Origin of the sequence: Clostridium sp. YIM B02555 (genome assembly GCF_022320955.1) — a bacterium.
In the GTDB taxonomy this organism is placed as follows: domain Bacteria; phylum Bacillota; class Clostridia; order Clostridiales; family Clostridiaceae; genus Clostridium; species Clostridium saccharoperbutylacetonicum.
Genome location: NZ_JAKJJY010000014.1, coordinates 102,668 through 120,925, shown reverse-complemented (window position 1 = coordinate 120,925; position 18,258 = coordinate 102,668). Strand labels below are relative to the sequence as shown.

The 18,258-nt window shown below is 33.3% G+C and carries 32 protein-coding genes; all 32 read left to right on the top strand.

What is annotated here, in order from left to right; genetic code table 11:
• Positions 1-19: 19 nt before the first annotated feature.
• The 32 genes from rpsL to rpsM all read left to right on the top strand — a co-directional run bounded on the left by rpsL (position 20) and on the right by rpsM (position 18,244).
• Positions 20-397 (top strand): 30S ribosomal protein S12, encoded by a 378-nt coding sequence (gene rpsL, locus L3B98_RS18380; protein WP_238917795.1) that lies wholly within the window; start codon positions 20-22, stop codon positions 395-397.
• A 152-nt stretch (positions 398-549) separates the two neighbouring features.
• Positions 550-1,020 carry a 30S ribosomal protein S7 gene (gene rpsG, locus L3B98_RS18375; protein ID WP_015390336.1) on the top strand — a complete coding sequence of 157 codons (471 nt, stop codon included), beginning with the start codon at positions 550-552 and terminating at the stop codon, positions 1,018-1,020.
• Between the two features lie 82 nt (positions 1,021-1,102).
• On the top strand, positions 1,103-3,169 hold the full coding sequence (gene fusA, locus L3B98_RS18370) for an elongation factor G (RefSeq protein ID WP_077359800.1): 2,067 nt from the start codon (positions 1,103-1,105) through the stop codon (positions 3,167-3,169).
• 165 nt (positions 3,170-3,334) lie between these two features.
• The gene (gene tuf / locus L3B98_RS18365) at positions 3,335-4,528 is read left to right on the top strand and encodes an elongation factor Tu (protein WP_238917794.1); all 1,194 of its coding nucleotides are present in this window, start codon (positions 3,335-3,337) and stop codon (positions 4,526-4,528) included.
• 406 nt (positions 4,529-4,934) lie between these two features.
• Positions 4,935-5,243, top strand: a complete 309-nt coding sequence (gene rpsJ, locus L3B98_RS18360; RefSeq protein ID WP_008426564.1) for a 30S ribosomal protein S10 — start codon at positions 4,935-4,937, stop codon at positions 5,241-5,243.
• A 72-nt stretch (positions 5,244-5,315) separates the two neighbouring features.
• On the top strand, positions 5,316-5,945 hold the full coding sequence (gene rplC, locus L3B98_RS18355) for a 50S ribosomal protein L3 (protein WP_015390338.1): 630 nt from the start codon (positions 5,316-5,318) through the stop codon (positions 5,943-5,945).
• Between the two features lie 26 nt (positions 5,946-5,971).
• Complete coding sequence (gene rplD / locus L3B98_RS18350) at positions 5,972-6,592, top strand: 50S ribosomal protein L4 (RefSeq protein WP_015390339.1); 621 nt, start codon at positions 5,972-5,974, stop codon at positions 6,590-6,592.
• Positions 6,592-6,888: a 50S ribosomal protein L23 gene (gene rplW, locus L3B98_RS18345; RefSeq protein ID WP_015390340.1), complete on the top strand. Its 297-nt coding sequence runs from the start codon at positions 6,592-6,594 to the stop codon at positions 6,886-6,888. Before rplD ends, rplW begins: the two co-directional genes overlap by 1 nt.
• A gap of 64 nt (positions 6,889-6,952) precedes the next feature.
• Entirely contained in the window at positions 6,953-7,786 is an 834-nt protein-coding gene (gene rplB / locus L3B98_RS18340) for a 50S ribosomal protein L2 (RefSeq protein WP_015390341.1), read from the top strand.
• 65 nt (positions 7,787-7,851) lie between these two features.
• The gene (rpsS, locus tag L3B98_RS18335; RefSeq protein ID WP_015390342.1) at positions 7,852-8,127 is read left to right on the top strand and encodes a 30S ribosomal protein S19; all 276 of its coding nucleotides are present in this window, start codon (positions 7,852-7,854) and stop codon (positions 8,125-8,127) included.
• 20 nt (positions 8,128-8,147) lie between these two features.
• Positions 8,148-8,483 (top strand): 50S ribosomal protein L22, encoded by a 336-nt coding sequence (rplV, locus tag L3B98_RS18330; RefSeq protein WP_009167817.1) that lies wholly within the window; start codon positions 8,148-8,150, stop codon positions 8,481-8,483.
• 21 nt (positions 8,484-8,504) lie between these two features.
• Positions 8,505-9,170, top strand: coding sequence for a 30S ribosomal protein S3 (gene rpsC, locus L3B98_RS18325; RefSeq protein ID WP_015390343.1), 666 nt, complete (start codon positions 8,505-8,507; stop codon positions 9,168-9,170).
• 17 nt (positions 9,171-9,187) lie between these two features.
• Positions 9,188-9,622: a 50S ribosomal protein L16 gene (rplP, locus tag L3B98_RS18320; protein WP_015390344.1), complete on the top strand. Its 435-nt coding sequence runs from the start codon at positions 9,188-9,190 to the stop codon at positions 9,620-9,622.
• Positions 9,622-9,834: a 50S ribosomal protein L29 gene (rpmC, locus tag L3B98_RS18315; protein WP_015390345.1), complete on the top strand. Its 213-nt coding sequence runs from the start codon at positions 9,622-9,624 to the stop codon at positions 9,832-9,834. The genes rplP and rpmC overlap by 1 nt, the downstream gene beginning before the upstream one ends.
• A gap of 23 nt (positions 9,835-9,857) precedes the next feature.
• Positions 9,858-10,112, top strand: coding sequence for a 30S ribosomal protein S17 (gene rpsQ / locus L3B98_RS18310; protein WP_015390346.1), 255 nt, complete (start codon positions 9,858-9,860; stop codon positions 10,110-10,112).
• Positions 10,113-10,140: 28 nt separating this feature from the next.
• Positions 10,141-10,509, top strand: coding sequence for a 50S ribosomal protein L14 (rplN, locus tag L3B98_RS18305; protein WP_015390347.1), 369 nt, complete (start codon positions 10,141-10,143; stop codon positions 10,507-10,509).
• A 15-nt stretch (positions 10,510-10,524) separates the two neighbouring features.
• Positions 10,525-10,839 carry a 50S ribosomal protein L24 gene (gene rplX, locus L3B98_RS18300; protein WP_015390348.1) on the top strand — a complete coding sequence of 105 codons (315 nt, stop codon included), beginning with the start codon at positions 10,525-10,527 and terminating at the stop codon, positions 10,837-10,839.
• A gap of 22 nt (positions 10,840-10,861) precedes the next feature.
• The gene (gene rplE / locus L3B98_RS18295) at positions 10,862-11,401 is read left to right on the top strand and encodes a 50S ribosomal protein L5 (protein WP_015390349.1); all 540 of its coding nucleotides are present in this window, start codon (positions 10,862-10,864) and stop codon (positions 11,399-11,401) included.
• A gap of 16 nt (positions 11,402-11,417) precedes the next feature.
• On the top strand, positions 11,418-11,603 hold the full coding sequence (locus L3B98_RS18290) for a type Z 30S ribosomal protein S14 (RefSeq protein WP_015390350.1): 186 nt from the start codon (positions 11,418-11,420) through the stop codon (positions 11,601-11,603).
• Positions 11,604-11,635: 32 nt separating this feature from the next.
• Positions 11,636-12,034, top strand: coding sequence for a 30S ribosomal protein S8 (gene rpsH, locus L3B98_RS18285; RefSeq protein ID WP_015390351.1), 399 nt, complete (start codon positions 11,636-11,638; stop codon positions 12,032-12,034).
• A gap of 66 nt (positions 12,035-12,100) precedes the next feature.
• Positions 12,101-12,643: a 50S ribosomal protein L6 gene (gene rplF / locus L3B98_RS18280; RefSeq protein ID WP_015390352.1), complete on the top strand. Its 543-nt coding sequence runs from the start codon at positions 12,101-12,103 to the stop codon at positions 12,641-12,643.
• 18 nt (positions 12,644-12,661) lie between these two features.
• Positions 12,662-13,021: a 50S ribosomal protein L18 gene (gene rplR / locus L3B98_RS18275; RefSeq protein WP_015390353.1), complete on the top strand. Its 360-nt coding sequence runs from the start codon at positions 12,662-12,664 to the stop codon at positions 13,019-13,021.
• A 19-nt stretch (positions 13,022-13,040) separates the two neighbouring features.
• On the top strand, positions 13,041-13,538 hold the full coding sequence (gene rpsE / locus L3B98_RS18270) for a 30S ribosomal protein S5 (protein WP_009167829.1): 498 nt from the start codon (positions 13,041-13,043) through the stop codon (positions 13,536-13,538).
• An 11-nt stretch (positions 13,539-13,549) separates the two neighbouring features.
• Complete coding sequence (gene rpmD / locus L3B98_RS18265) at positions 13,550-13,729, top strand: 50S ribosomal protein L30 (RefSeq protein WP_008426606.1); 180 nt, start codon at positions 13,550-13,552, stop codon at positions 13,727-13,729.
• 21 nt (positions 13,730-13,750) lie between these two features.
• Entirely contained in the window at positions 13,751-14,191 is a 441-nt protein-coding gene (rplO, locus tag L3B98_RS18260) for a 50S ribosomal protein L15 (protein WP_015390354.1), read from the top strand.
• 1 nt (position 14,192) lies between these two features.
• A complete protein-coding gene (gene secY / locus L3B98_RS18255; protein ID WP_015390355.1) occupies positions 14,193-15,479 on the top strand; it encodes a preprotein translocase subunit SecY in 1,287 nt (428 codons plus the stop codon).
• 25 nt (positions 15,480-15,504) lie between these two features.
• Positions 15,505-16,155 (top strand): adenylate kinase, encoded by a 651-nt coding sequence (locus L3B98_RS18250; RefSeq protein WP_015390356.1) that lies wholly within the window; start codon positions 15,505-15,507, stop codon positions 16,153-16,155.
• The gene (gene map, locus L3B98_RS18245; RefSeq protein ID WP_015390357.1) at positions 16,155-16,904 is read left to right on the top strand and encodes a type I methionyl aminopeptidase; all 750 of its coding nucleotides are present in this window, start codon (positions 16,155-16,157) and stop codon (positions 16,902-16,904) included. The genes L3B98_RS18250 and map overlap by 1 nt, the downstream gene beginning before the upstream one ends.
• 87 nt (positions 16,905-16,991) lie before the next feature.
• Positions 16,992-17,273 carry a hypothetical protein gene (locus L3B98_RS18240; RefSeq protein WP_015390358.1) on the top strand — a complete coding sequence of 94 codons (282 nt, stop codon included), beginning with the start codon at positions 16,992-16,994 and terminating at the stop codon, positions 17,271-17,273.
• 7 nt (positions 17,274-17,280) lie between these two features.
• Positions 17,281-17,499, top strand: a complete 219-nt coding sequence (gene infA, locus L3B98_RS18235) for a translation initiation factor IF-1 (RefSeq protein WP_002582630.1) — start codon at positions 17,281-17,283, stop codon at positions 17,497-17,499.
• A gap of 54 nt (positions 17,500-17,553) precedes the next feature.
• Positions 17,554-17,667 (top strand): 50S ribosomal protein L36, encoded by a 114-nt coding sequence (gene rpmJ / locus L3B98_RS18230; protein WP_002509257.1) that lies wholly within the window; start codon positions 17,554-17,556, stop codon positions 17,665-17,667.
• A 208-nt stretch (positions 17,668-17,875) separates the two neighbouring features.
• Positions 17,876-18,244, top strand: a complete 369-nt coding sequence (gene rpsM / locus L3B98_RS18225) for a 30S ribosomal protein S13 (RefSeq protein WP_238917793.1) — start codon at positions 17,876-17,878, stop codon at positions 18,242-18,244.
• Positions 18,245-18,258: the final 14 nt, after the last annotated feature.

Here is an 18,258-nt window from a genome sequence, read left to right as displayed (position 1 = left end):
AATTTTGGGAGGTGAAAAGATGCCAACTATTAGCCAATTGGTAAGAAAAGGTAGAAAGACAACAACAGTTAAGTCAACTGCACCAGCACTTAAAGAATGTCCACAAAAAAGAGGAGTATGTACAGTAGTTAAAACAACAACTCCTAAGAAACCTAACTCAGCGTTAAGAAAAATTGCCAGAGTAAGATTGACAAATGGATATGAAGTAACTGCATATATTGGTGGAGTGGGCCACAACTTACAAGAACATAGTGTTGTTCTAATAAGAGGTGGAAGAGTTAAAGACGTTCCTGGTGTTAGATACCATATTGTAAGAGGTGCATTAGATTGTGCTGGAGTAGCTAACAGATTACAAGGAAGATCAAAGTACGGTGCTAAGAAACCTAAACAAAAATAGGCTTTTTAATTAAAAAATAGTGCTTATCTTCAACATGAGTTATAGATTTGAATTTCAGTTTATATAGATGTAAAAGATGTAGCGCTTTGCGGTGTTATAAAAATGCCGAGTACCGATGAACTTAAATTTAAAATGTTAAGGAGGGAAGAAAAGTGCCAAGAAAAGGACATATTGCAAAAAGAGATGTATTACCAGATCCAGTGTACAATTCAAAAGTTGTTACTAAATTTATAAACAGCATAATGGAAGATGGTAAGAAGGGTGTTGCCCAAAAGATATGCTATGAAGCATTTGAATTAATGGCAAAAAGAAGTGGGAAAGAAGCTTTAGAGGTATTTGAAGAAGCTATGAACAATGTAATGCCATTGCTTGAAGTTAAAGCTAGAAGAATAGGTGGTGCTACTTATCAAGTTCCAATAGAAGTTAGACCTGAAAGAAGACAGACATTAGGAATAAGATGGATGTTAATAGCAGCAAGAAAAAGAGGCGAAAAGCTAATGAGTGAAAGAGTTGCAGGTGAATTATTAGATGCATCTAATAACACAGGAGCAGCTGTTAAGAAGAGAGAAGATACTCATAAAATGGCAGAAGCTAATAAAGCATTTGCTCATTACAGATACTAATAAAAATAAAACTGTTTTGGCGTATGCTAAGGCAGTTTTGTCAAATTAAATTAAATTTACTCGTTGAGAGGAGGACAAATAAATGGCTAGAAAATATCCTTTAGATAAGTTTCGTAACTTTGGTATAATGGCTCATATTGACGCAGGTAAGACAACTACTACTGAACGTATATTGTTCTATACAGGAGTGAGTCATAAAATAGGAGAAGTTCATGATGGTGAAGCTACAATGGACTGGATGGTTCAAGAACAAGAAAGAGGTATAACAATTACTTCAGCAGCAACTTCATGTTTCTGGAAAGAACATGAACTTAATATTATAGATACTCCTGGTCACGTAGACTTTACTGTTGAAGTTGAAAGATCATTAAGAGTACTTGATGGAGCTGTTACAGTTCTTGATGCAAAGAGTGGTGTTGAACCACAAACTGAAACTGTTTGGAGACAGGCAGATAAGTATGGCGTACCAAGAATGATATATGTAAATAAAATGGATGCAACAGGTGCTGACTTCTTTAGATGTATTCAAACAGTTAAAGATAGATTGAAAGCAAATGCAGTACCAATTCAAATTCCAGTAGGCAGTGAGCAAGGTTTTAAGGGAATGGTTGACCTTATAAAAAATGTTGCTTTTATATTTTATGATGATCTTGGAAAAGATATGAGAGAAGAAGAAATTCCAGCTGAATATGTTGAGCAAGCTGAAGAATATAGAAGTGCAATGATAGAAGCTATTGCTGAAACAGATGAAGAATTGATGGAAAAATATTTAGAAGGTGAAGAGCTTACAATTGAAGAGTTAAAAAATGCTTTAAGAAAAGCTACAATTGCTAACGAAATATATCCTTGTATTTGTGGTTCTTCATACAAAAACAAAGGTGTTCAAGAAATGATTGATGGAGTTGTAGATTACTTACCATCACCATTAGATGTTCCAGCAATAAAAGGAACAACACTAGATGGAGAAGAAGATCATAGAAATTCTTCTGACTCTGAACCATTATCAGCTTTAGCATTCAAGATAGCTACTGATCCATTTGTTGGTAAATTAGCATTCACAAGAATATATTCAGGTGTAATGCAAAGTGGTTCGTATGTTCTTAACTCAACAAAAGGTAAGAAAGAAAGAATTGGTAGACTTGTTAAGATGCATTCTAACTCAAGATCAGAAGTTGAATCATTAGAAGCAGGAGAAATTGGAGCAGTAATCGGATTAAAGAACACTACAACAGGTGATACTTTATGTGCTGAAAATAGTCCAATAATTCTTGAAGCAATGGAATTCCCAGAACCAGTTATAAATGTAGCTATTGAGCCTAAAACAAAAGATGCTCAAGAAAAGATGGGAATGGCATTAGCTAAATTAGCAGAAGAAGATCCTACTTTTAAGACTTGGACTGATACAGAAACAGGTCAAACAATTATTGCAGGTATGGGAGAACTTCACTTAGAAATTATCGTTGATAGACTTCAAAGAGAATTTAAAGTTGAATGTAATGTTGGTGCTCCTCAAGTTGCATATAAAGAAACAATTAGAAGTGCTGTTAAAGCTGAAGCGAAATATGCTAAACAATCAGGTGGTAAGGGACAATACGGTCATGCTGTAATTGAAATGGAACCAACTGAAGGTGAATATGTATTTGAAAATGCAGTTGTTGGTGGTGCTATTCCTAAGGAATATATTCCAGCTATTGACAATGGTATTAGAGAAGCAGCTTTAAATGGTATTATTGCTGGATATAACGTTATTAACTTCAAAGTTAAGTTAGTACATGGTTCATACCATGAAGTTGACTCATCTGAAATGGCATTTAAGATTGCAGGATCTATGGCATTTAAGAATGCAATGGCGAAAGCAAGTCCAGTTCTTCTTGAACCAATGATGAAAGTTGAAGTAACAGTTCCTGAAGAATATATGGGAGATGTTATCGGAGATATTAATTCAAGAAGAGGTAGAATGGAAGGAATGGAAGCTGTTAATGGAGCTCAAGTTATTAGAGCATTTGTTCCATTATCAGAAATGTTCGGTTATGCTACTTCATTAAGATCTAGAACTCAAGGTAGAGGAGTTTACTCAATGGTATTTGATCATTATGAAGAAGTACCAAAGAATATCCAAGAACAAATTGCTGGTAGCAGAGCTAAATAATAAATGATTTTATATCATGTTGTATAAATTTTGCTTGATTTTGAATAATTTTTATATAACATGATAAAAAACTGAATAATAGATATGGATATTAAAATATCTATAAGTTATAATATTTACGAAAAGATTCTTTAAATTAATGTCTATTAAGGGAGGAAAATTACAATGGCAAAAGCAAAGTATGAAAGAAGTAAGCCACACGTTAATATTGGAACAATAGGTCACGTAGACCATGGTAAGACAACATTAACAGCAGCAATAACAACAGTATTAGCAAACAAAGGATTTGCAGAAGCATTTAACTATGCAGATATTGATAAGGCTCCAGAAGAAAAAGAAAGAGGAATCACAATCAATACAGCACACGTTGAATACCAAACAGAAAACAGACACTATGCTCACGTTGACTGTCCAGGACATGCTGACTATGTTAAGAACATGATCACAGGAGCAGCACAAATGGATGGAGCTATCTTAGTTGTATCAGCAGCAGATGGTCCAATGCCACAAACAAGAGAACATATCTTACTTGGATCAAGAGTAGGTATCCAATATATCGTAGTATTCTTAAACAAAGCAGATATGGTAGATGATCCAGAATTATTAGAATTAGTTGAAATGGAAGTTAGAGAATTATTAAGTGAATATGACTTCCCAGGAGACGATATTCCAGTAATAACAGGATCAGCATTAAAAGCATTAGAAAACCCAACAGATGAAGAAGCAATTAAGCCAATCAGGGACTTAATGGAAGCAGTAGATAGCTATATCCCAACTCCAGAAAGAGCAACAGATAAAGCATTCTTAATGCCGATCGAAGATGTATTCACAATTACAGGAAGAGGAACAGTTGCAACAGGAAGAGTTGAAGCTGGAATACTTCACGTAGGAGATGAAGTAGAAATCGTTGGATTATCAGAAGAAAAGAAGAAGGTTGTAGTAACTGGAATCGAAATGTTCAGAAAGTTATTAGACGAAGCGCAAGCAGGGGATAACATTGGAGCATTATTAAGAGGAGTTCAAAGAACTGATATTGAAAGAGGTCAAGTATTATCAAAACCAAATTCAGTACACCCTCACACAAAATTTGTAGGTCAAGTATACGTACTTAAGAAAGAAGAAGGTGGAAGACATACTCCATTCTTCGATGGATATAGACCACAATTCTATTTCAGAACAACAGATGTTACAGGATCAATCAAATTACCAGATGGAATGGAAATGGTAATGCCTGGAGATCACATTGATATGAATGTTGAATTAATCACTCCAATCGCAATGGATGAAGGATTAAGATTCGCTATCAGAGAAGGTGGAAGAACTGTAGGTTCTGGAGTTGTTACTAGTATAGTAGAATAGGAAATCTTATAAAAGCAAGGCATTTTACCTTGCTTTTATTTTACTAAAAATTAAAAAAATAAAAACAATCAATGTGAAGAGATTAAAGTAAAAAGTTGCTTAAAAATTAAAGCAATCTGAATAAAAGTAGATTATAAAACAATAAATAAAAAAAGTTTATAAAATGTAAAAAAAAGCTTGAAAACACTATATAACAATAGTATAATTAAGAAGTTGCATAGCATACAGCTAAGAATTAAGAGGTTGCCGGGCTTCCGGGTAATTCTTAATGAGTAAGTTTGGATCTAGAATCCAACGACAGGGATTAAATCTGATGTCGGAGTGTTGAGAAACACCTGGAACAGTTTACAGAGGAATTGCTGTTGTGCGTTCGAAGTAAAACGTACATAAAAAGGAGGGAAATGAAATGTCAAAGCAAAAAATAAGAATTAGATTAAAAGCATTTGATCACACAATATTAGATCAATCGGCTGAAAAAATCGTTGAAACTGCTAAAACAACAGGCGCTAAGGTTGTAGGTCCAGTACCATTACCAACTGAAAAAGATGTTGTTACTATATTAAGAGCGGTTCATAAGTACAAAGATTCAAGAGAACAATTTGAGATAAGAACTCATAAGAGATTAATCGATATTGTTAATCCATCACCAAAAACTGTTGATGCATTAATGAGATTAAATCTTCCAGCAGGTGTTGATATAGAAATCAAGCTATAATACTGGAATAATATAAAAACGGCTAGTTATGATTGTTAACAGTCCGCTAATTAGTTTGGGAGGTGTAAATACATGAAAAAAGCTATAATAGGAAAGAAAATAGGAATGACACAGATTTTTGATGAAAAAGGAAAAGTGATTCCTGTAACTGTAGTTGAAGCTGGTCCATGTGTTGTTGTTCAAAAGAAAACATTAGAAAATGATGGTTATGAAGCAATACAAGTTGGTTTCGATGAAATTAGAGAAAAATTAGCTAATAAGCCAAGAAAAGGCCAATTTGCTAAAGCAGGAGTTAGCGTAAGAAGAACTCTTAAAGAATTCAGAATTGATGATATAAATCAATATGAAGTTGGAAATGAAATAAAAGCTGATGTATTTGAAGCTGGAGAAAAGGTTGATGTGTCTGCAGTATCTAAGGGAAAGGGTTTCCAAGGAGCTATAAAGAGATGGAATCAACATACAGGAGATATGACTCACGGTTCTAAGTTTAAGAGAGCACCTGGTTCAATGGGAGCTTCATCAGATCCATCTAGAACATTCAAAAACAAGAGAATGCCAGGACATATGGGATCTGTTAATACAACAGTGCTAAATTTAGAAGTTGTTAAAGTAATAGCTGAAAAGAATTTAATACTAATAAAGGGTGGAATCCCAGGGCCTAACAAAGGTACAGTAGTAATTAAAGATGCAGTTAAAGCTTAATTTCTGTAAGGAAAGGAGGAATTAGAATGCCTACAGTAGGAGTATTTAATAAAGAAGGAAACAAGGTTGCAGATATGGAACTTAATGAAAGTGTATTTGCAGCAGAAATCAATGAATATGCATTACATCAAGTAGTAGTTGCATTATTAGCTAACAAGAGACAAGGAACTCAATCAACTAAAACTAGATCTGAAGTTAGAGGAGGCGGAATCAAGCCTTGGAGACAAAAGGGTACTGGAAGAGCAAGACAAGGTTCTATCAGAGCACCACAATGGATCAAAGGTGGTATTGTGTTCGCACCAAAGCCAAGAGATTATAGAGTTTCAGTTCCAAAGAGCATGAGAAAAGTTGCTATGAAATCTGCTTTAACTAGCAAGGTTCAAGATAATCAAATGATCGTTCTTGATTCGTTGAATTTTGAAGCACCAAAAACTAAGAATATGGTTGAAATGTTAAAAGCTTTAGAAGCTAAGAAAGCATTAATTATAACAGCAGAATCTAATGAAGTTGTTTATAAGTCAGCAAGAAATATTCAAGGAATAAATATTATTCCAGCAAACAACATCAATGTATATGATTTATTAAAGTATGAAAAATTAATCATTACTAAAGATGCTGTATCAAAAATTGAGGAGGTGTACGCATAATGAAATTAACAAGCCATGATATAATAAGAAAGCCAATTATCACTGAAAAAAGTATGGCGTCTATGGCCGATAAGAAGTACACTTTCATAGTTCATGTTGATGCTAATAAATCTCAAATAAAGAGAGCTGTGGAAGAAGTTTTCAACGTTAAAGTTGAATCAGTTAATACTATAAACGGTATAGGTAAAACTAAAAGAATGGGCGTACATGTTGGTAAGAGAGCAGATTATAAGAAAGCTGTTGTTACATTAACTGAAGAAAGCAATGGAATTGAATTCTTCGAAGGAATGCAATAATAGTATAGTAAAGCCATTATTGGTGATAAACACCAGAGAAGCTTAAAGAAGGAGGGAATTTTAAATGGCAGTTAAAAAGTTTAACCCGATTACACCAGCAAGAAGACAAATGACTATGCCAACTTTTGAAGAAATAACTTCACAAGAACCGGAAAAGTCACTTCTTGTTGCGTTAAAAGTTAAAGCAGGTAGAAATAATCAAGGTAAAATCACTGTTAGACACCGTGGTGGTACCGTTAAAAGAAAATACAGAATAATAGATTTCAAAAGAAATAAAGATGAAGTTTCAGCAAAGGTTGCAACTATAGAATATGATCCAAACAGAACTGCATATATTGCACTTGTTGTATATGCAGATGGAGAAAAGAGATATATTCTTGCGCCAGCAGGATTAAATGTTGGAGATGTTATTGAATCAGGAGTTAATGCTGATATCAAACCAGGAAATGCTCTTCCATTAAAGAATATCCCAGTTGGTACAGTAATTCATAATATAGAATTACAAAGAGGAAAAGGTGGCCAATTAGTTAGAGCAGCAGGAAATTCAGCTCAATTAATGGCTAAAGAAGGAGATTATGCAACTCTTAGATTACCATCAGGTGAAATGAGATATGTTAGAATCGAATGTAGAGCTACAATTGGAGCGCTTTCTAATGCAACTAATGATATAGTTAATATCGGTAAAGCAGGTAGAAAGAGACATATGGGATGGAGACCAACAGTAAGAGGATCTGTAATGAACCCTAACGATCACCCTCACGGTGGTGGTGAAGGTAAATCACCAGTTGGTAGACCAAGTCCAGTTACTCCATGGGGTAAACCAGCACTTGGATATAAGACTAGAAAAACTAAAAAATATTCAGATAAATTTATTATCAAAGATAGAAGAACTAAGTAGTTTGAGGGGAATAATAAGTTCTCTTCAAAACTTAGAACTTAGTGCTTAGGAAGGGAGGCATATTAGTGAGTAGATCAACAAAGAAGGCACCTTTCGTTCATGAAGGGCTTTATAAGAAGATTGAAGAAATGAATGGTACTGGAGAAAAAAAGGTTGTTAAAACTTGGTCAAGAAGTTCAACAATTTTTCCACAATTTATTGGGCATACAATAGCTGTCCACGATGGAAGAAAGCATGTACCAGTATATATATCAGAAGATATGGTTGGCCATAAGTTAGGTGAATTTGTATTAACTAGAACTTATAAAGGTCATGAAGCAGATAAAACATCAAAAAGATAGCCTGGAAAGGAGGATCATAAATGGAAGCTAGAGCTATAGCAAAATATATCAGAATGTCTCCAACAAAAGTGGGAGTAATTCTTGATTTAATCAGAGGAAAACAAGTTAATGAAGCTTTTGCGATTTTACAATATACTCCAAGAGAAGCAGCAGTAGTAATAAACAAAGTTTTAAAATCAGCTGTTGCAAATGCTGAAAATAATTTGGAATTAAATGCTGATAACTTATATGTTTCAGAATGTTTTGTTGGTCAAGGATCAACATTAAAGAGATTCCAACCTCATGCTCAAGGTAGAGCATTTAAGATTTTAAAGAAAACAAGTAACATAACAGTAGTTGTTAAAGAAAGAGCATAATATAAAAGGAGGGAAAAGCAAGTGGGACAAAAAGTTAATCCTCATGGCCTTAGAGTAGGCGTTATCAAGGGATGGGATGCAAAATGGTATGCAAATAAAAAGAATTTTGCTGATAATCTTATTGAAGATAATAAAATTAGAAAATTTGTTAAAAAAGATCTTTTTGCAGCAGGTATTTCTAAAATTGAAATTGAAAGAGCTGCTAAGAGAGTTAAATTAAACATATATACAGCAAAGCCAGGTGTCGTTATAGGCAAAGGTGGATCAGGAATTGAGAATTTAAAGAATAAATTAACTCAATTTGTTGAGAGTAAAAATGTTTTAATAAACATAGTTGAAGTAAAAAGTGCAGAAGCTGATGCTCAATTAATGGCTGAAAATATTGCTGCACAATTAGAAAAGAGAATTTCATTTAGAAGAGCTATGAAGCAAACAATGCAAAGAGCTATGAAACATGGAATAAAAGGTGTAAAAACTTCATGTTCTGGTAGATTAGGTGGAGCTGAAATAGCAAGAACTGAACATTATCATGAAGGAACAATTCCACTACAAACATTAAGAGCTGATATTGAATATGGATTTGCTGAAGCAGATACAACATATGGAAAAATCGGAGTTAAAGTGTGGATTTATAATGGAGAAGTTCTTCCAACTAAGAAAGTAGAAAAGGAAGAAGCTAACGCATAGGAAAGGAGGAATAGATCATGTTAATGCCTAAGAGGGTAAAACATCGTAAGGTGCAACGTGGCAGAATGAAAGGTAAAGCAACAAGAGGTAATTTCTTAGCTTATGGCGATTACGGAATTCAAGCATTAAGCTGTGGATGGATAACTAGTAATCAAATTGAATCTGCCAGAATTGCTATCAATAGATACATTAAAAGAGGTGGAAAACTTTGGATAAAGATTTTCCCAGATAAGCCAGTTACAGAGAAACCAGCTGAAACAAGAATGGGTTCAGGTAAAGGATCACCAGAATACTGGGTTGCAGTAGTTAAGCCAGGTAGGGTTTTATTTGAATTATCAGGAGTACAAGAAGAAACTGCTAGAGAAGCAATGAGACTTGCTTCACACAAACTTCCTGTAAAGACAAAATTTGTTTCAAAAAGAGATTTTGAGGAAATGGGTGGTGAACAATAATGAAGGCTAGAGAATTAAAAGAATTGAAATCAAACAATCCTCAAGATTTAACAGTAAAATTGGGTGACCTTAAAGCAGAATTATTTAACTTAAGATTTCAATTAGCTACAGGACAATTAGAAAATCCAATGAGAATAAAAGAAGTTAAGAAATCTATAGCCCAAATAAAAACCATCTTAAGAGAAGAAGAATTAAAGGCATTGGAACAATAAAAGTTGGAAGGAGGTAAGCCCTAATGGAAAGATCATTAAGAAAGAAAAGAATTGGTAGGGTTGTTTCTGATAAAATGGAAAAGACTATTGTAGTTGCAGTTGAAACTAAGGTTAGACATCCGTTATATGGAAAAACAATTAATAGAACTACAAAGTTTAAAGTACATGATGAAAATAATGAAGCTAAAATTAATGATAGAGTATCAATAATGGAAACTAGACCTTTATCTAAGGATAAGAGATGGAGACTTGTTGAAATAGTTGAAAAGGCTAAATAAGCTTTAAAACTGAAAGGAGGTTAATGTAATGATACAACAACAAACCTTATTAAAGGTTGCAGATAATTCGGGTGCAAAGGAAATTATGTGTATCAGAGTCTTAGGCGGATCTAAAAGAAAGTTTGGTAATATTGGTGACATTATAGTAGCTAGTGTTAAAAGCGCAACACCAGGTGGAGTTGTTAAAAAGGGTGAAGTCGTAAAGGCAGTTGTAGTTAGATCAGTAAAAGGTGTAAGAAGAGTAGACGGTTCATATATTAAATTTGATGATAATGCAGCAGTTATAATCAAAGATGATAAGCAACCAAAAGGAACTCGTATCTTTGGACCTGTTGCTAGGGAGCTAAGAGATAAAGAATTTACTAAAATATTATCATTAGCACCAGAAGTTCTATAAGAGGAGGTGGCCAACTTGAAGATACATGTAAGAAAGAATGATACAGTTATTGTTATATCAGGAAAAGATAAAGGCAAAACTGGTGAAATATTAAAAGCATATCCAAAGACAGGAAAGATTCTTGTTCAAGGAGTTAATATAGTTAAGAAGCATCAAAAAGCAAATAAGGGTCAAGTTGAAAGCGCTATAATTGAAAAAGAAGCAGCAATCAGCAGCTCAAAAGTTATGTTATATTGTAACAAATGTAAGAATGCAACTAGAATTAGTAACAAAATCTTAGATGATGGTACTAAAGTTAGAGTATGTAAAAAATGCGGAGAAACATTCTAAAATTTGAAAGGAGGTAACTAATATGACAAGACTTCAAGAAAAATATCAAAAAGAAGTAATTCCAGCTATGATTGAGAAGTTTGGATACAAAAATATAATGGAAGTTCCAAAGCTAGAAAAGATCGTAATTAACATGGGCGTTGGAGAAGCTAAAGAAAATCAAAAGGTATTAGAATCAGCTGTTAATGATTTAACTTTAATAGCAGGTCAAAAGCCTATATTAACAAGAGCTAAAAAATCTGTAGCTAACTTTAAAATTAGAGAAAACATGCCTTTAGGCTGTAAAGTTACTTTAAGAAAAGCTAAAATGTTCGAATTTGCTGATAAGCTAATGAGCATTGCTTTACCAAGAGTTAGAGATTTTAGAGGAGTATCTTCTAAAGCTTTTGATGGTAGAGGAAATTATTCATTAGGTATTAAAGAACAATTAATATTCCCAGAAATAGAATATGATAAGATAGACAAAGTTAGAGGGATGGATATTATCTTCGTTACAACAGCAAATACTGACGAAGAAGCTAGGGAATTATTAAGATTCCTTGGAATGCCATTCGCTCAATAATAAGGAGGGAAACACATTGGCACGTAAGGCTATTATAGAAAAGTGGAGCAAAACTCCTAAATTCAAAACACAAGCTTATACAAGATGTAGAATATGTGGAAGACCACATGCCGTATTAAAAAAATATGGAGTATGCCGTATTTGTTTTAGAGAACTTGCTTATAAGGGCGAAATTCCAGGTTGTAGAAAAGCAAGTTGGTAATATATACAATGTACGAAAGGAGGCACATTTAAATGGTTATGACAGATCCTATAGCAGATTTATTAACTCGTGTAAGAAATGCTAATGCTGTGAGACATGAAATGGTAGAAGTACCTTCTTCAAATGTTAAGAAGGAAATAGCAAATATATTATTACAAGAGGGTTATATAAAAGAAATTAATGAATATAACGATGGAGTAGTTCCAATGTTAAGATTAGCTCTTAAATACGGTGCTAACAAAGAAAGAGTTATAACTGGTATTAAGAGAATTTCTAAGCCAGGATTAAGAGTTTACTGTAAGAAAGATGAAGTACCAAAGGTTCTTAATGGTTTAGGTATTGCTGTTGTTTCAACTTCAAATGGAATAATGGTAGATAGAGAAGCTAGAAAGAACGGATTAGGTGGAGAAGTAATCTGTTACGTTTGGTAATATTTCAGATAAATAAAACTAAAAAATTGCAAAATGCGATTTTAAAATAATACAGGAGGTGCAATTATGTCAAGAGTAGGTAGATTACCAATAGCTATTCCTGCTGACGTAACTGTTACTGTAACACCAGACAACGTTGTTACAGTTAAGGGACCAAAGGGTGAATTAGTTAAGACTATGCATAACGATATAAGTATAGTTGTCGAAAACAATGAAGTAATTGTTACTAGACATAGTGAACAAAAAGATCACAGAGCTCTTCACGGTTTAACAAGAGCATTAATTAATAATATGGTAATTGGAGTAAAACAAGGTTACCAAAAGACTTTAGATTTAGTTGGTGTTGGTTATAGAGCTCAATTACAGGGTAAAAAACTTGTAATGAACCTTGGATATTCACATCCAGTTGAAATTGAACCTATTGACGGAATCACATTTGAAACTCCAGCTGCAACTAGAGTAATAGTTAGTGGAATCGACAAAGAAAAAGTTGGATTTGCTGCAGCAGATATAAGAAAATGGAGAGTACCAGAACCATATAAGGGTAAAGGTATTAAGTATGAAAATGAAGTGATTAGACGTAAAGAAGGTAAGACTGGTAAGAAATAATAGAAAGGAGTGAGTTTTATGTTCAAGAAGGTAGACAAAAAGGCAAGCAGAGAAAAACGTCACCTAAGAGTTCGTAAAAAAGTTTTTGGTACTACAGAAAGACCAAGACTTTCAGTTTTTAAGAGCGAAAAGAATATTTATGCACAAGTAATTGATGATATAAATGGTGTTACATTAGTAGCTGCTTCAAGTTTAGATAAAGATTTCGCTGCTAAAGGTGGAAATAAAGAAGGTGCTAAACTTGTAGGTGAAGCTATCGCTAAAAGAGCAGTAGAAAAAGGAATTGATACAGTGGTATTTGATAGAGGTGGATACATATATCACGGAAGAATTCAAGAATTAGCACAAGCAGCTAGAGAAGCAGGCTTGAAATTCTAATAAACAAGGAGGGAAATAAATGAGAATCGATCCTAGTACACTAGACCTTAAAGAAAAGGTTGTTTTCATAAACAGAGTTACTAAGGTTGTTAAGGGTGGTAGAAACTTCAGATTCAGCGCTCTAGTTGTTGTCGGTGATGAGAACGGACACGTTGGAGTTGGAATGGGTAAGTCAATCGAAATCCCAGAAGCAATTAAAAAAGGAATAGAAGATGCTAAGAAAAACTTAGTAAGTGTTGCAATGGTAGGAACAACAATTCCTCATCAAGTTAACGGTAAGTTTGGAACAGCTAATGTTTTAATAATGCCAGCTAAAGAAGGTACAGGAGTTATCGCTGGAGGTCCAGCAAGAGCTGTACTTGAATTAGCAGGATTAAAGGATGTTAGAGCTAAATCATTAGGTTCAAACAATCCAAATAACATGGTAAGTGCTACAATAAACGGATTAGCAAGTTTAAGAACAGCTGAAGATATAGCTAAATTAAGAGGCAAATCTGTAGAAGAAATATTAGGTTAGGAGGTATTGCAATGGCAAAATTAAGAGTTACATTAGTAAAGAGCTTAATAGGCAGAAAAAAAGATCATATCGCTACTGCAAATGCTCTTGGACTTAAAAAAATAGGAAAAACAGTAGAACCTGAGGCAACACCTCAAGTACAAGGTATGATTAAGAAGATTGAATATCTATTAAAAGTGGAAGAAGTATAAGAATAAGGAGGTGCACTGAATATGAAACTTCACGAATTAAAGCCAGCAGCAGGTAGCAAAAAAGCGCCTAAAAGAATTGGTAGAGGTACTGGTTCTGGATTAGGAAGAAACGCTGGTAAAGGTGAAAAAGGTCAAAATGCAAGATCAGGTGGTGGTGTAAGACCTGGTTTTGAAGGAGGTCAAATGCCTTTATATAGAAGACTTCCTAAGAGAGGTTTTACAAACATTTTTGCTAAAAAATATGTTAGTATAAATCTTGATAGATTAAACATATTTGAAAATGGTACTGAAATTACTCCAGAAGTATTACTTGAAAGAAGAGTAGTAAGTAAAGTATTAGATGGAGTAAAAATTCTTGGAAACGGAACATTAGAAAAAAGCTTAACAGTTAAAGGATGTAAGTTCTCTAAGTCTGCTATAGAAAAGATTGAAGCAGCTGGGGGAAAAGTTGAGGTGATGTAAAGTGCTTCAAACTCTACGTAATGCATTCAAGGTTCCTGAACTTAGGAAAAAGATTTTATGGACAATATTATTAGTTGCAGTATTCAGGATGGGAAGTCATATTCCTCTTCCTGGAATTAATTCTGATTACCTAAAAAATTTATCCCAATCTGGAGGTTTATTAGGTTTTTATGATATGCTTTCAGGAGGTGCTTTTAGCAGATCCAGTATATTAGCACTAGGAGTTATGCCGTATATTAATGCATCAATCATAGTTCAATTGCTAACTGTTGCTATACCACAATTAGAACAACTTTCAAAAGAAGGAGATACGGGTAGGAAAAAGATACAAAATGCAACACGTTACGTATCTTTTGGAATTTCATTCGTATTAGCTTATGGAATTTTTGCAACTATTTCAAGTAGTGGAGCGACAGGTGGATTAAATTTTATCCAAAAAGGAATAATTGTTTTTGCATTAGTAGTTGGAACTACATTCTGTATGTGGTTAGGTGATCAACTTACCGTTAAAGGTATTGGTAATGGAACTTCTATACTAATATTTGTAAACATAATTTCAAGAGTTCCAATGACAATTGCTTCCATGATGACACTTAAGGAAGCTGGAAGTGCAAGTATTGTAGAAATTGTATTATTTGCAGTATTTGTTGTATTATTACTTGCAACTATATTATATTTTTCTTTATCAGAAAGAAGAGTACCAGTGCAATATGCAGGTAAATTTGCAGCAGGAAATAGCAGTATGGTAAAATCACAATCAACACATATTCCATTAAGCATAATTGGCTCGGCAGTTCTTGCAATCATATTTTCTATGTCAGTAATGGATTTTCCGAAGACAATAGCACAGCTGTTTGGTGGAGATAAAGAGTGGGCGAAGTGGATATTGACTAATCCTACATGTGTTTTCAACCAAAAAAGTTGGATGTATTTAGTATTGTATGCAATATTAACAATATTCTTTAACTGGTTCTATACTCAAATTACTTTTAAACCAGATGAAATGTCTGAAAACTTACACAAGTCAGCGGGTTTTGTACCAGGAGTAAGACCAGGAGAAGAAACAACAATATTTTTTGAAAAAGTTCTAAATAGAGTATCATTTATTGGTGGAATATTAGCAGCAATATTAGCAGTTACCCCAGTACTTGTACAAAATTATACTGAGTTTCAGAATATATCTTTTTCAGGAACTGGATTATTAATTGTAATAAATGTTGCATTAGATTTTACTAGAAAAGTGGAATCACAAATGGTGGTTAGACACTATAAAGGATTTCTTAAATAGATTAGAATAAATGGAGATGAAGCCAGTGAAGATAGTATTACTAGGTCCTCCTGGAGCTGGAAAAGGAACACAGGCTAAATCAATCAGTAATAAATATTCAATACCACATATTTCTACAGGAGACATTTTTAGAAAAAACATTTCTGAAAACACTCCTTTAGGAATAGAAGCAAAAAGTTATATGGATAACGGACAGTTAGTTCCTGATGAAGTAACTATCAACATGGTAAAGGATAGATTACAACAGGATGATTGTAAAGTTGGATATTTACTAGATGGTTTTCCAAGAACTGTGGCACAAGCAGAAGCTCTTAACAACTTTCTTATGGAAAGAGGAGAACAATTAGATACTGCACTATTAATTAAAGTACCTAATGAGTTTATCCTTGAAAGAATGACTGGTAGAAGAGTATGTCCATCATGTGGAGCAAGTTATCATGTTAAATTTAATCCTCCAACAAATGAGGGAAAATGTGATTTGTGTGGAAGTGAAGTTATACAAAGAAAAGACGATACAGTTGAAACTGTAAAAGAGAGATTGGATGTATATCAAAGAGAAACACAACCATTAATTGAATTTTATAGTGAAAAAAACTTGCTTTCGGAAGTCGATGGTACAAAAGCTATTAATGAAGTTTTCAGGGGAATATGCGAAATGTTAGGTAACAATAAATAATGATTATTATAAAAAATCATGAAGAAATTGCCATAATGAGAAAAGCAGGTAGAATAGTAGGAGAAACTCTACTATTGCTTGAAAAAGAAGTAAAACCTGGTATAACAACTGCAAATTTAGATAGAATGGCAGAAGAATTTATAACTAAGCATGGAGCAAAACCTTCATTTAAAGGCTTATATGGTTTTCCTTCGTCACTATGTATTTCAGTAAATGAGCAAGTAATACATGGATTTCCAGGATCATATGTTCTTAAAGAAGGGGATATAGTAAGCATAGACTGTGGAGCATCGTTTGATGGATATCATGGTGATGCTGCAAGAACCTTTCCAGTTGGAAATATTTCAGTAGAAGCTCATAAATTGATTGATATAACAAAAGAAAGTTTTTTCCAAGGTATAAAGTTTGCAAAAACAGGAAATAAATTAACTGATATATCACATGAGATACAAAGCTACGTAGAAGCTGCAGGTTTCTCAGTTGTAAGAGATTTTGTAGGGCATGGGATTGGACGAAGAGTTCATGAAGATCCCAATGTACCCAATTTTGGTAAATCTGGTAGGGGTCCTAAATTGGTTGAAGGTTTGGTATTAGCAATAGAACCTATGGTTAATATAGGAACTCACAAGGTTAAAACATTAAAAGATGGATGGACAGTTGTAACGGCAGATTTTTCTCTATCAGCACATTATGAGAATACAGTTGCAATTTTATCAGATGGACCTGAAATATTAACACTGATTAAGTAGAAAAAAGAGTGTTGCTTAGTTATAAATTTGCATAATACCATTATGGTGATGCTGATTTATACTAAGGTAATCATAGAGGTGAAAAATTTGCAAAACAATGACTTGATTGGAAAAGTGGTACTCTCAAAAGCAGGAAGAGATATAAATGATTTGTATGTTATTGTTAGGCAGATAGATAATAATTATGTATTACTGGCTAACGGAAATACAAGATTAGTCGAAAAGCCTAAAAAGAAGAAAATTAAGCACTTAAGTATTTTAGAAGATATAGATGACGAATTATTATTATTAATACAATCATGCAATAAGAGTACTAATTTAAAAATTAAGAGATTTCTAAAACTTAGAGGCATTGTTAAGGAGGGTTGATTACCTTATGTCAAAAGATGATGTAATAGAAATGCAAGGAACAGTACTAGAATCTTTACCTAACGCTATGTTTCAAGTTGAACTTGAAAGTGGTCATAAGATTTTAGCACATATATCAGGTAAATTAAGAATGAACTTCATAAGAATTTTACCAGGAGACAAAGTTACTGTAGAACTTTCTCCTTATGATTTAACAAGAGGTAGAATTACATGGAGAGCTAAATAAGTTGATAAAACTTATTTAATATCTATCGTAAAAGTAATATGAGGAGGGTTAGCTATGAAAGTAAGACCATCAGTTAAGCCTATTTGTGAAAAGTGCAAAGTAATTAAAAGAAAAGGTAAAGTCATGGTAATCTGTGAAAATCCTAAGCACAAGCAAAAACAAGGCTAGTTATCTAATGTGCAATATAATTTGTATTAAAATAAATGTAAATTATATTGACATTTTAGCAAAAGTCAAATATGATTATATAGTCGTTTAATTAATCAAAAATAAATTTTAGGGCGGCTGGCAATAGAATTTATTCTATTGACCTAAAATTTTATTATAAATAAAATCAACTTTTATACATTTCAATTATCAGGAGGTGTAAATTTTAATGGCAAGAATATCAGGTATTGACCTACCAAGAGAAAAAAGAGTTGAAATAGGTTTAACTTATATATATGGAATAGGATTATCAACTTCACAAAAAATCTTAGCTTCAACAGGAATTAATTCAGATACAAGAGTTAAAGATTTATCAGAAGAAGAAGTTAATGAAATCAGAACTTATATCAACAAAAACTTAATGGTTGAAGGTGACTTAAGAAGAGATGTTGCTTTAAACATTAAGAGATTAGTAGAAATTGGATCATACAGAGGAATTAGACATAGAAGAGGTCTTCCAGTAAGAGGACAAAAGACTAAGACTAATGCAAGAACTAGAAAAGGTCCTAAGAAGACAATAGCAAATAAGAAGAAATAGTAAGGAGGGAAGAT